Here is a 12,518-nt window from a genome sequence, read left to right as displayed (position 1 = left end):
TAACCAAGATAGTTTCTTATGAACACTTGGTTTTATTTAATTTTTATTCAAAAATAATTGTCTTATTTCCATGAATAAACACTCTATCTTCAAAGACTAATTTTAGGGCTTTTGCCAACACGATTTTCTCTACGTCACGTCCTGCCTGAGCCATTTCTAAAGCATTTTTGGTATGATTGACACGAGTAATATCTTGGAAAATAATTGGTCCTTCATCCAAATCATCCGTCACAAAATGTGCTGTTGCACCAATGATTTTCACGCCTCTTAAATACGCCTGTTTATAAGGATTTGCTCCAATAAACGCTGGCAAGAACGAATGGTGAATATTGACAACTTTCTTTCTAAATTTCTCGGTAAACTCATGCGTAAGTATTCGCATAAATTTGGCAAGAATCAGATAATCTGGCGAATAACTTCTTACCAATTCTTCAATTTGCTTTTCATGTTCGGCACGAGTAATGCCTTCGGCTGGTATGTAATGAAAAGGAATATTAAACTTTTCAGTAAGCGGACGCAAGACTTCGTGATTTCCGATGACTGCTAAAATATTGAAAGGTAAATCTTTAAATTCATTACGAATCAATAAATCTGAAAGACAGTGATGTTCTTTTGTTACCAACACAACAACGTCTTTTACTTGCTTGGTCGAAAGGTCGATATTGGCAGTATTGGGTAAAATTCCTCTTAAACCATCTTCAATTCTTTCAGGTTCACAATCGCCTGAAAAGGCTACACGCATGAAAAATAGATTGTTATCTACATCTACAAACTCGTCGGTACGTTCAATATTGAGATTGTTGAAAAAAAGTACTCCTGTAATTTTATGAACAAGCCCTTTTTCGTCAGGACAATCAATTCTTAATATATAATCAGTCATTTTTAATGAATATTAAATCTGGGTTTTCAGTGTTTTGCACAAACTATAAACGTTTGATGTGGGTTCGATTCCCACTGGTGTCGTAAAGGTTAAAGTGTTTTACTCATCTTCACAAACTCGATTCCATCTTTTGTCCAAGTTTCTGACACGATTTCAAAACCAAATTTTTGATAAAAAGGATAAGCAGTTGTTCTGGCATTACACCAAAGAGTTTTTATATGTTGTTTTTCACATGCTTGAATCAGGAAGTTAAGTAAAGCCGAACCATGTCCTTTGCCTTGATGAATTACTTGTGTGGCAAATTTTCTGAATTGTGCATTTTCACTTTCTATAAATAAGGATACAACTGAAAGCAATTCGGCGTTTTCGAATACTCCATAATGTAAACCATTTTCATCTTCGGCTAATTGTACATAAGTAAGTGGTTTGTCGGGCCACATTACGCTTTGTCGGATTGACCAAGTATCGCTAGGACTTATTTTTTTGATTTCCACAAATAAAATTGATTAAAATCATTTTTGGGTAAACACTTCATTTTTAGCATTATTCTCCTTCAAACAAAATACAAAGTAAGTAGATTAATTCTTATTATTTTCAAAGCATTTGTTACTATTTTGGTTAAAATGGCATTTTCAGTTAAAAATCAAATATTCGGTTCTTATCAAGCCTGATTTTCAATATTTTTATTTTTAGGTGCTAAAAATTGTATTTTTCTCAAGCACAAGTGAATCAATATAGAATTTAGATAAACAAAACACATTCCGTATTAATTCATTGATTACCTTTGCCCCAAAATAATTCTTTAATAAAAAGAAATTTGAATTAATTCAATCAATTAAAGTTCAAAATTCCCAATTAGCATATTTCACAATGGAAAAAATTAAAGTTGCGAACCCTGTCGTTGAATTAGATGGCGACGAAATGACTCGAATTATCTGGAAATTCATCAAGGATAAATTGATTACTCCTTACTTAGATGTAGATATTAAATACTACGATTTAGGAATGGAATACCGTGACGAAACTAACGACCAAGTAACGATTGATGCTGCAAATGCTATCAAACAATACGGCGTTGGTATCAAATGTGCTACAATCACGCCAGACGAACAACGTGTTGAAGAGTTCGGCTTGAAACAAATGTGGAAATCGCCAAACGGAACAATCCGTAACATCTTGGATGGTACTGTTTTCCGTGAGCCAATCGTTTGTTCTAATGTTCCAAGATTAGTACCAAACTGGACTGCACCAATCATGATTGGTCGTCACGCTTTTGGTGACCAATATAGAGCTACTGACTTCTTAACAAAAGGAAAAGGTAAATTAACAGTTACTTTCACACCTGAAGATGGTTCTGAACCACAAACTTTTGAAGTATTTAACTTCAAAAACGATGGTGTAGCGTTAACAATGTATAACACTGACGAGTCTATCCGTGGATTTGCTCACTCATGTTTCAACATGGCGTTAAGCAAAGGATGGCCTTTATATTTATCTACTAAAAACACCATCTTGAAAAAATACGATGGTCGTTTCAAAGATATTTTCGAAGAAATCTACCAAGCAGATTACAAAGCGAAATTCGTAGAAGCAGGTATTGTTTACGAACACCGTTTGATTGATGACATGGTAGCTTCAGCATTGAAATGGAATGGTAATTTCGTTTGGGCTTGTAAAAACTATGATGGAGACGTTCAGTCTGATACAGTTGCTCAAGGTTTCGGTTCATTAGGTTTGATGACTTCAGTATTGATTACTCCAGACGGACAAACAATGGAAGCTGAAGCAGCACATGGTACTGTTACTCGTCACTACCGTGACCACCAAAAAGGAAAACCAACTTCAACTAACCCAATCGCTTCTATCTTCGCTTGGACTCGTGGTTTGGAATTCCGTGGTAAATTAGATGACAACCAAGAGTTAATCAACTTCTGCCAAACTTTAGAAAAAGTTTGTGTTGAAACAGTTGAATCTGGTAAAATGACTAAAGACTTAGCTGTTTGTATTCATGGAAATAAAGTGAATCATGGCGAGCATTATTTATATACTGAAGAATTCTTAGCTGCATTAGATGAAAATCTTAAAGCTGCTTTGGCGAAATAATTTTCGTTTTCTTCAATATTACAAGAGGTCAAAATCATTATGGTTTTGACCTCTTGTGTTTATATATCTTTATAGAGAATGAGCGAAATTTCTTTTGTTTTTTCCACTCAGCACAAAATATTTCCTTTAGTAAGACCTTACTTTTCTTTCCTTGATGAAAGAAAAGTAACAAAAAAATCAAGAATTCCTAAACTCGCTCCGCTCAAACAGTAGGAATTCGGGAAACATCAATCACAAAAAAGCGGTCTAAACTAGTTTTAGACCGCTTTTTTATGATTTTAAAGTGTTACAAATGATATTCAATTACAAATGCTGTCCAACCGTCGGGTTTTGTTTCTAAAGAAAAATTAAATCCATGATTGTTTAAAATTTCTCTACATAGCATTAATCCTATGCCTTGTCCTTCGGGTTTATCACTAAAAAATGGCGTAAATAATTGTTGTTCAATCGCTTTTGGAATGGGCTTTCCATTATTACTGATAAGTATTTGCGTATTTGTAACACTTACTCCTATTATTTTTTCTGTATTTCCATCACAAGCTTCAATGGCATTTTTCAGGACATTCACCAAAACTTGTTCCATTTGTCCAACATCAACCGCTACTTGTTTAGGGTTTTCTTGATAAGTCTCTTGCAAGGAAATACCTTTTTGTTCCATCTGTAAACGCATCAATGCAACTGCATTGTTGACGATAGCACTCATACTTTTCATTTCTTTATTGGGCAAAGGCAAACGTACAATATCAGCAAAACGTCGCATGAAAAGATTCAATCTATCATTGCGTTCAGTGGCTACGTTCAAGGCATTTTGTAAATCAGGTTCTTCAATATATATTTTTGTAACATCTAAAATAGAATTCACTGCTCCAATCGAATTATTTACTTCATGAGCCATCATTCTAATTACTTTGCCATAGGCTTTCTTTTCTGTCGCCAGAATTTCTGTGGTGAGTTCTTCAATCAGTAAAAAAGGACGAGCGAAACCTCTGTCCATAAAAAAAGAACGCTGAATTTTATAAGTCGCTAAACCATTTAATTGTATAGTCTGGGCTTCTTTGTTTTCTAATAAAAGTAAATGGGGAATAATTGGATGCTGAATTTGGCTCAATGGAAAAATAGTAGTAAAGTGTTCGGGCAAAATAAAAAGCTCTTGTGCTTTAGGATTAGCTTTAGTAATATTTCCATCAAAATCTAAAATCATAATGGCAATCGGTGAAGCCTGAATCAGTTTTTCCAGAAAGAAATGTTGTTCCATTACTTGCAGGCGTTCGTTGCGAAGTTGATCAATCATGGCATTATATACCGCAATCAATTCATCCATTTCGTACTTGCCAACAGGTTTGAATTTCACCGCAAAATCTTGGTCTTTTATCGCCTCCGCTCCCATTAATAAGAATTTTAAAGGCTGAATAAAATCTTGATACAATTGTATAGCAATCACAATCGAAGCCAAAACCAAGATTTCGGAAAGGATAAAATAGAGTTTGTTCTCATTCAAAAGCCGAAAAGTCAAAAAGATAATCACGGCATGAATGAGCGTAACAAAAAGGATATATTTAGCTTTTAGAGACAAGTGAGTAATTGTGATTGAGTGAGTTGTGAATTGTGAGTTAGGTAGTTGTGAATTAGTGAATTTTGAGTTGGTAGTTTCAGTTAATTACTAATTTAATAAAATCATTAACTCACTAATTCACAATTCACTAACTCACTCATTCACAATTACTCCACAAAAGGTATATTAAACTTCTCCAACCGTCGATACAAAGCAAAGCGAGTGATGCCGAGTGAACGGGAGACTTTTGAAATTTTGTTTTGATGAAAAGCCATCGCTCGTTGAATCATCAATAATTCCATTTCATCCAAAGTCATCGCTCCAACTTCTGGCAAAGTATTTTTGTTGCTGGGCGAAGCATTGATGGAGATATTTTTCTGAAAATCTTCAATCGTCAATTCATCTTTGGGTGTTAGCAAAATAGTTTTTTCTACTAAATTTTTCAGTTGTCTGATATTTCCCGGCAATGGCAATGTTTTTAACCAATTGATTGCTTTCGGACTAATGCTTAAATTCGGACGCTCGTAAATAGTTTTCAAATTGTTGGCAAAGTAAATTGCCAAGGCTGCAATATCTTCAGGTCTTTCACGCAAAGCGGGCAATTTTACTGAGATAAGATTGATTCTGTAAAACAAATCTTCCCTGAAAGTATTGTTCGCTACCATTTCTTCTAAATTACGATTGGTTGCACAAATTACTCTTACGTCCACAGTTTTACTTTTGCTACTTCCCAAAGGTTCAAAAGTTCTGTCTTGCAAAACTCTGAGTAATTTCACTTGACTCGACAAATCTAAATCTCCGATTTCATCCAAAAAGATAGTGCCTTTATTTGCCAATTCAAAACGCCCAATTCTATCCGATTTAGCATCTGTAAAAGCTCCACGAGTATGCCCAAACAATTCGCTTTCAAACAAAGTAGCCGAAACACCTCCTAAATTTACTTTGACAAAAGGCTTATGTCGTCGTTTGCTATTTTGATGAATAGCTTCGGCAATGAGTTCTTTTCCTGTGCCACTTTCGCCTGTAATTAAAACAGGTGCATCGGTAATCGCTACTCTGCCAATTGTTTCAAGAATTTCCAAAAGCTTTGGGTCGTTACCAACGATGTGTTCAAATTGGTATTGTTGATCTAATTTTTTTCGATTGGGAGATTGTATTTTTTGTTGAGAAAGATTCAGAATTGTGTTAATAGATTGAATAATATATCCGTTCTGCCACGGTTTTGTCACAAAATCTTTTGCTCCTAATTTCATCCCTTCTACTGCCAAATTAATTGTTCCCCAACCCGTTAGCAAAATCAAAGCAATATTTGGGAAAGTATGACGAATGATTTTCAAGGCTTTCATTCCTTCATCTCCAGAAGTTTCGATAGAAAAATTGAGGTCAAGTATGATTAACTGTGGCTGAAATTCTTCGATAACATCCATCGCCAAAACAGGTGAAGAGCAAGTCTTCACCTGAAAGCCTTCTTGTCGAAGCATCAATGAAAGTGATGTCTGCACAGCAAAATCATCGTCTATGATTAATATTTTGTTCATGTTTTTTAGCTGTGAGCTGTGAGCCTTGAGCTATGAGCCTTGAGCTTTTTTGATTTTAGCTTTCTTTGAGCAATAAGCTGTGAGAAATACTATGAGCCATGAGCGTTAAACCATTGAATTCTCATGGCTCAAAGCTCATGGCTCACTGCTCACAGCTAAAAGCTACCTCACTGCTCATGCAAAGCCATTGCTGGTTGAATTTTGGCGGCTTGTCTGCTTGGATGATAAGCACAAAGCGTAACGATGCCGTATAAAATTACGATAGAAAGCCCAATTGCCATCCAATAAATACTGGCTTCTAAATTAAATACATTCATCAATGGAAATTGTACGGCAAAGAGCACCCCAATAAGTATTCCAAAAGTAGCAATTACCCACATTTCTCCCACAAATTGAATTTTGATATTTCCTGCGGTTGCTCCCATCGCTCTACGAACACCAATTTCTTCACGACGCTTAGCAATGTTTAAATTCAAAATGCCAAATAAACCCATTGCTACATTGACCAATAAAAATACTGTAATAATCATAAAAATAATGACAGGCACTAAAGCTAAATTATGCTGATTTTGTCGTTGGTCAGTTAAATAACTTACTTCAGTTGTCCACTCTTTGGCAATAGCGGCAATATCTTTGGTTAGTTTTGCTTCAAAATTAGCATCAGTAACTTTTTTAACTTTAACCAGAACTTTATTATAATCATATTTATCGTCCGCAAGGTTAAAAATACAAGGATTGTTATTGCTAAATTCTCCTTTTGCTTTGAAGTTTTCTATTACTCCTACTATTTTTTGATTATCTCCAATAATTTTTCCAATAGGATTCACTTCTCCAAACAAAGCTTCTTGAGCTTTTTTATTTATCACCACAGGTTTGAATTTCGCCACGACATCAGCCTTTTTAAACCAATTTCCAAGCATTGACTTCATGCCTAAAGTGTGTATAAAATCTTCATCTGCGGTATAATAATCCCCAAGAATAGATGTCTTTTTATAACTAATATTTCCATTACTGTGAGTAAATGAAAAAGGCGAATTACTGGACATCCTCGTAGCTACTTCTACTTCAGGATATGTTCTGATTTTCTGATAAATTGTATTTAGTTTTTCTATGATGGCTGTGGTATCTTGATTTTTATTCAAGTCTAAAGCCCAAACGTTTTCATATTCAAAACCGATGGGCTCTAAATAGTTTTTGAAGTTGTAACTAATCAGCGACATTACGCCAAAAAGTACTAAAAAGGAAATCCAAATCTCTACCATCAATAAAGTATGATGGCGTTTTTTGTTCCAGATGAGTTTAAATAAATGCGTTAACATGGGCAGTTGTGATTTAGTGAATGAGTGATTGCTTCAATTGTGAATTAGTGAGTGAGTGATTTAGTGATTATTTTTATTTGTACTAATCAAAAAAATCTCAAAGCTCATGGCTCATAGCTCATAGCTCAAAGCTCACGGCTCATAGCTCACAGCTAAAAAACCTACGAACTTTTCAGTGCATCAATTACTTTCATTTTTGACATCCTGATGGCGGGGACTACACCTGAAAGCAAACCAAAAATCAAACAAACCAATAAACTCACGCCAAATACACTAAAATTGATACTCAAATCAGCATGAAGAATTAAACCACTGTCATTGAAAATACTGATGATGATGAATGTAAGAATTAAAGCAAACGAACCGCCAATCATCGTAATAAAAATATTTTCAATAATAAATTGCCAAGCTAAAGAACTGGAAGGTGCGCCAAAAGCTTTGCGAATCCCAATTTCTGAAGCCCTTTCCATGATTCTACTCACATTCAAATTCACTAAATTGATAGCAGGCAAACCCATCAACATCAATACAATAAAGAAGATAGCGATGTATAGAAAAATCTCCTGTCCATCTCTGGTAAAACTATACAAAAAAGTATCCAAATAAGGTTGAGCTTTAACATCTATAATATCATATCTATTTCCCCAATTCATAATAGGCAAAGGTATTCTTCCGACAGATGCATCAAATTCATCTTGAATTGCTTTGAAATCACTTTTGTTTTTTGCCAAAATAATTGCGGTAAAACTGCCCTGCAAACCTTTGGATTGGTAATTACTTTTGGGCAAATTATAAGGAAAAAACACATCCGAAAAAGTCATAATACGAGTGACAGGTGCAGACTTTACTACGCCAATTACTTTAAATTTCTCGTTATCTACTTCTATACTTTTGCCAATGGCTGAAGCTGTTGCATCTTCAAAATACTGTTTTTTCATGGCATCCGTAATCACCACTACGTGTTCGCCATTGGCAATATTTTGTTCATTAAAAGGCTTTCCTTCTAAAAATTCATAGTCGGTTACTTCCCAAAAAGTAGCATCACAAAACTTCGTACTTACTTTGATTCTTTTACCATTCAAATACGAATTAGCCGAGTTAATCATCGTTGAGAAACCTACTTTTTCAGGTGTCTTCAAGGTTTTTAAATGTTCTTTAATAAAATTATAAGAAACGGGGCCGCCATTCATAGAAGTTCTGGCTGAATCTCGCAAGGCAATATTCATGATATATAACGACCTATCTCTTTTGTATTCTGGATAGTGACTTCCCACTAAATGGTCGAGGAAAGAAGTAATCACCATCAGCACCGTGAGCGTCAACGTAATACCGAAGAGTGTAATAAAAGTATAGAATGGATGCCGTAGTAGGACTTTCCACGCTATTTTGATGTAATTGAATAACATGATTTATTTTGTTTAGAGCTTAAATTAAGATACTTGTGTGCCATCAAAAAGGCGAATCAAACGATGTGTTTTCTTTGCCATGTTTTCATCGTGTGTTACCATCACAATGGTACTTCCTGCTGCATTGAGTTGTAAAAGAATGTTCAAAATTTCATTGCCCATTGCACTATCTAAATTCCCTGTTGGTTCATCGGCTAAAATGATTTCAGGATTTCCAACAATGGCTCTGGCAATGGCAACACGCTGTTTTTGTCCGCCCGAAAGTTGATTTGGAAAATGTTTCATTCTATTACTTAATCCAACTTTCTCTAAAGCTTCTTTGGCGGCTTCTCTTCTACTTTTGTTCGTTGAAGCACGATAAAGCAAGGGGATTTCAACATTATCTAAAATTGATAAATCATTAATCAAGTGAAAGCTTTGGAAAATAAAACCGATTTTCTGGTTTCTTAAATACGCCAAATCTTTATCGGTAAACTTTTCAACGGGCTTATTATCAATGGCAATTGTTCCCGTTGATGGTTCATCCAACAGTCCCATAATGTTTAAAAGCGTACTTTTACCACAGCCCGAAGGTCCCATGATGGATACAAATTCTCCTTTTTTGATGTCGATATTGATATTGTTCAATGCCAATGTTTCAATATTGCTGGTCTGATAGACCTTTTCGATGTTGCTTAATTTAATCATGATTATTTTCTAAGATTTAAAGATTCATTTTGTTCAAAATCGTATAAAGTATAATATCGTAAAGTATAATAAGCTCGCCAGTAATCTCTGAGGGCAACGATATAATCTCGTTTAGCTCGGTCTTTTTCTTGCAAAGCAATGCCCAAATCTGTAATACTCAAATCAGCTAAAATGTACCTGTCTTGTGCTATTTGGTAACGTTTGGTAGCAATTTCATCAGTTTCTGCGGTGAGTTTTACTTGCTTTTGTAGCATTTCAAAAAGTGTTACTTGTGTATAAATCTGTTGTTCGAATGTCAGCTTGTCTTGTTCTACACTTTGCTGTGTAAGTTGTAGATTCGCTTTTGCTGTTTCTGTTCGAGCTTTCGACCTTCCCCAATCCATAATGGGCAAAGTAAATTGAATCTCTACAAATTCACGGTCTTGGGCATTTTTGTAAATATCCAAAGGTTTTGCTCCTCGATTCGACAAACCAAAAGCTACATTCAAATTGGCATTTAAACCATTTTCTGCTTTAGCTTTATTCAAATCTCTTTCTGCTTCAAGGATTCTTCTTCTAAAAGCAATCGCATCTGAACGACTGTTCAGCGCTGCTTGAATGGCTTTTTGTGCATCAATTTCAAAGTTTTTAATCTGAAAAGGAATCGCCAAATCAAACTTATTTTCTTCTCTATAACCAATATAGGCTTTCAATTGCAAAGTCGCTACTTCGGCTTGTTGTTTGGCAGAAGCTAAATCTTTTTGGGCATTTAGCACCGACAAACGCAATTGTAAAATATCATTTTCTGAAATCTTACCCAATTCCAACCTTTTTGAAGCAATTTTATACAGCGTGTCGTTATTACTTCGGTTCTTTTCGGCAATCTGTAAATTCACCTGAGCAATCAATAAATCAAAATAATAATCACTCACATTCAAAGACACTTTTTCCAAAGATTCCAGAAAGACTTGCTGACTTTCTGAATACTTCAAAGGCTCTATTTGCTTATCCCACTTCATTTGATTGTATCGAAAAAGTGGTTGACTCAATCCAAAAGCCACAGGCACGCCATTGTACAAAGTAGAGTTTCGTTCAAAATCATCAAAGCGTTGCAATTGCTTTTGTATGAAAATCGTTCCGCCTGTTTTGGCTATACTTTGGCTTAAAGCAAGCGTTAAAGTAGAGTTATTGTTGGAAACCGACTGAAAAGCCACCGTTCCATCAGGTTGCAGTACTTGAATAAAGGAACGAGTAAAACTTGGCAAAGCACCGCTCAAACTTAATTGCGGTTTGAAATCCGCTTGAAAAGATTTGAACCGCCAAAAATCCGTTTCCTTTTGGGTAGAAGCCTGTTTGGCGGCGATAGATTTATCTTTTGCCATTTGTACGGCTTCATCTAAACTTAATTGTGTTTGTTGTGCGAAGGATATATTGCCCATGAACAACAAGCCGAGTAAAATCTTTTTCATCGTTGTTCAATTTTAATTTCCTTCAAATGTTCGTATTGGCTCAAATCAGTAATAATTACTTTTTCGCCTGCTTGAATGCCACTTTTGATTTCTACAAAATCAAAATTCGATAAACCAATTTCTACTTCTCTTCTTTTGGCAATGCCATTTTCTAAGACAAACACTGATGTTTTTCTTTTACCATTAAAAGCAGGACCATTGGCTACACGCACGGCATTGGCGATGCGATTGGTGACGATAAAAACTTCTACTTTCATATTGGGGCGAAGTGAAGCATGTTTATTGTCATCTAATGCAATCGAAAATTGTACAATGCCATTGGCTACCGAAGGTTTTATTTGTACTACTATGCCACGCAAACTGATTTCATTGACTTTTACAATAACAGGAATGCCCACTTTCAATTGGTCGGAATAGGTATCTGAGCAAGAGCCTTCTACCCGAAAACTACCCAAATCAGCCAATTTAGCCAACATTTCACCTTCGTTGACGGCAGAACCAATTTTATCATTCACCCAAGTAAGCACGCCAGCACGGTCGGCAACAATATCCGCCATCGTGATTTTATGCTGTAATTCTTTTAAATTCTTACTTTCAATTTGGGCATTCAATTCCGACTCACGCACATTTGCCCCCACTGATTTGCGATGATAATTCAATTCATTTTCTAATTGAGCCTTTTCCAGTTCGGCAATTTTCAAGATGTTTTCGGCTTTGGTGACATCTTCTTGTGTACGTCCGCCTACTTTTTGAAGGCGTTTGGTATCTTCCAAATCAGCTCTGAGACGATTGATAGTGAGCGATTTTATTTTGTCACTGATGTCGGAATCGTAGATTTTTTTATCCAAATCCATCTTGAGTTTTCCGATGCTATTTTGTTTCAAAGCCAATTGGTCTTTGAGCTTTTCCAGTTCGATAAGCGTCAGCGATTTATCCAAATCCATAATCGGCTGACCAGCCTTTACAGCAGCACCCGTGCTAAAAAACACCTTTTTGATACTGGCTTTTATCGGACTGGTTATGCTTTGTTCAAAAGCAGGAATTACTTCGCCCGAAGCCGTGAGCGTATTTTCGATACTGCCCATTTCAGCCACCGCCGTTCTGATTTTAGAAGCTTCCAAAGAAGATTGAAGTGAATTTCTAAAAAAGTACAACAACACAAGCAAGGCAAACACAAGCGACAAACCGATAAACCATTTTTTTGATTTCCGTTGATTAATAAGGTTTTGAGAGATTTCTTTGTCCATAATATGATTAGATTTGCTATTAGTATTCCAAAGACAATGCCAAACAATAACACATTGAATATCAACAAATTAAACAAAATAAGAAATACAATAAATGTGCGATTTAGCACAGTTTGTGCGAGAAAGAACAGAGCAGATTTAAGAAGAAAATTTGATGATAAATAGAGGAATATTAGAGCTTACAAACACTTCTCTGCAAGTCAACAAAGGAGTTTTGCAATGATACTTTAAGATTTTGTTTGTTTACAATGAAATTTTGCAACCATACAAAAAAGTTTTGTTGACTTACAATGAAATTTTGTAACCATGCAAAAAAGTTTTGTTGACTTACAATGAAA

General features: G+C 35.4%; 10 protein-coding genes. 1 reads left to right on the top strand and 9 read right to left on the bottom strand.

The genetic code is table 11. The features are described 5' to 3' along the window. Positions 1 to 43: 43 nt before the first annotated feature. Together purU and ABID42_RS22550 are read right to left on the bottom strand one after the other, a co-directional pair. Positions 44 to 880, bottom strand: coding sequence for a formyltetrahydrofolate deformylase (gene purU, locus ABID42_RS22555; protein ID WP_367285589.1), 837 nt, complete (start codon positions 878 to 880; stop codon positions 44 to 46). An 89-nt stretch (positions 881 to 969) separates the two neighbouring features. Continuing rightward, on the bottom strand, positions 970 to 1,374 hold the full coding sequence (locus tag ABID42_RS22550) for a GNAT family N-acetyltransferase (protein WP_367285588.1): 405 nt from the start codon (positions 1,372 to 1,374) through the stop codon (positions 970 to 972). A 376-nt stretch (positions 1,375 to 1,750) separates the two neighbouring features. On the opposite strand from ABID42_RS22550, the gene ABID42_RS22545 reads away from it, so the two are divergent. Then, positions 1,751 to 2,983, top strand: coding sequence for an isocitrate dehydrogenase (NADP(+)) (locus tag ABID42_RS22545; protein WP_323255980.1), 1,233 nt, complete (start codon positions 1,751 to 1,753; stop codon positions 2,981 to 2,983). A gap of 286 nt (positions 2,984 to 3,269) precedes the next feature. On the opposite strand, the gene ABID42_RS22540 is transcribed toward ABID42_RS22545, so the two are convergent. From ABID42_RS22540 to ABID42_RS22510, 7 genes are all read right to left on the bottom strand, one after another. Continuing rightward, complete coding sequence (locus ABID42_RS22540) at positions 3,270 to 4,556, bottom strand: sensor histidine kinase (protein WP_367285587.1); 1,287 nt, start codon at positions 4,554 to 4,556, stop codon at positions 3,270 to 3,272. 146 nt (positions 4,557 to 4,702) lie between these two features. Continuing rightward, positions 4,703 to 6,073, bottom strand: coding sequence for a sigma-54-dependent transcriptional regulator (locus ABID42_RS22535; protein WP_367285586.1), 1,371 nt, complete (start codon positions 6,071 to 6,073; stop codon positions 4,703 to 4,705). A 167-nt stretch (positions 6,074 to 6,240) separates the two neighbouring features. After that, positions 6,241 to 7,392 carry an ABC transporter permease gene (locus ABID42_RS22530; RefSeq protein ID WP_367285585.1) on the bottom strand — a complete coding sequence of 384 codons (1,152 nt, stop codon included), beginning with the start codon at positions 7,390 to 7,392 and terminating at the stop codon, positions 6,241 to 6,243. A 161-nt stretch (positions 7,393 to 7,553) separates the two neighbouring features. Further along, positions 7,554 to 8,798 (bottom strand): ABC transporter permease, encoded by a 1,245-nt coding sequence (locus tag ABID42_RS22525; RefSeq protein WP_367285584.1) that lies wholly within the window; start codon positions 8,796 to 8,798, stop codon positions 7,554 to 7,556. 24 nt (positions 8,799 to 8,822) lie between these two features. Next, positions 8,823 to 9,485, bottom strand: a complete 663-nt coding sequence (locus tag ABID42_RS22520; protein WP_323255990.1) for an ABC transporter ATP-binding protein — start codon at positions 9,483 to 9,485, stop codon at positions 8,823 to 8,825. 2 nt (positions 9,486 to 9,487) lie between these two features. Continuing rightward, positions 9,488 to 10,933 carry a TolC family protein gene (locus ABID42_RS22515; RefSeq protein ID WP_367285583.1) on the bottom strand — a complete coding sequence of 482 codons (1,446 nt, stop codon included), beginning with the start codon at positions 10,931 to 10,933 and terminating at the stop codon, positions 9,488 to 9,490. After that, the gene (locus ABID42_RS22510; protein WP_367285582.1) at positions 10,930 to 12,180 is read right to left on the bottom strand and encodes an efflux RND transporter periplasmic adaptor subunit; all 1,251 of its coding nucleotides are present in this window, start codon (positions 12,178 to 12,180) and stop codon (positions 10,930 to 10,932) included. The genes ABID42_RS22515 and ABID42_RS22510 overlap by 4 nt, the downstream gene beginning before the upstream one ends. Between the last annotated feature and the right edge of the window lie 338 nt (positions 12,181 to 12,518).

The organism is Arcicella rosea, from assembly GCF_040543805.1.
Taxonomy (GTDB): Bacteria; Bacteroidota; Bacteroidia; order Cytophagales; family Spirosomataceae; genus Arcicella; species Arcicella rosea.
This window is presented reverse-complemented; position numbering and strand designations above follow the sequence as displayed.

Excerpts from the sequence above, each read along its gene's own strand:
- ABID42_RS22535 (WP_367285586.1), bottom strand. The coding sequence starts at position 6,073 with ATGAACAAAATATTAATCATAGACGATGATTTTGCTGTGCAGACATCA.
- ABID42_RS22525 (WP_367285584.1), bottom strand. The coding sequence starts at position 8,798 with ATGTTATTCAATTACATCAAAATAGCGTGGAAAGTCCTACTACGGCAT.
- ABID42_RS22530 (WP_367285585.1), bottom strand. The coding sequence starts at position 7,392 with ATGTTAACGCATTTATTTAAACTCATCTGGAACAAAAAACGCCATCAT.
- ABID42_RS22510 (WP_367285582.1), bottom strand. The coding sequence starts at position 12,180 with ATGGACAAAGAAATCTCTCAAAACCTTATTAATCAACGGAAATCAAAA.
- ABID42_RS22520 (WP_323255990.1), bottom strand. The coding sequence starts at position 9,485 with ATGATTAAATTAAGCAACATCGAAAAGGTCTATCAGACCAGCAATATT.
- purU (WP_367285589.1), bottom strand. The coding sequence starts at position 880 with ATGACTGATTATATATTAAGAATTGATTGTCCTGACGAAAAAGGGCTT.
- ABID42_RS22515 (WP_367285583.1), bottom strand. The coding sequence starts at position 10,933 with ATGAAAAAGATTTTACTCGGCTTGTTGTTCATGGGCAATATATCCTTC.
- ABID42_RS22545 (WP_323255980.1), top strand. The coding sequence starts at position 1,751 with ATGGAAAAAATTAAAGTTGCGAACCCTGTCGTTGAATTAGATGGCGAC.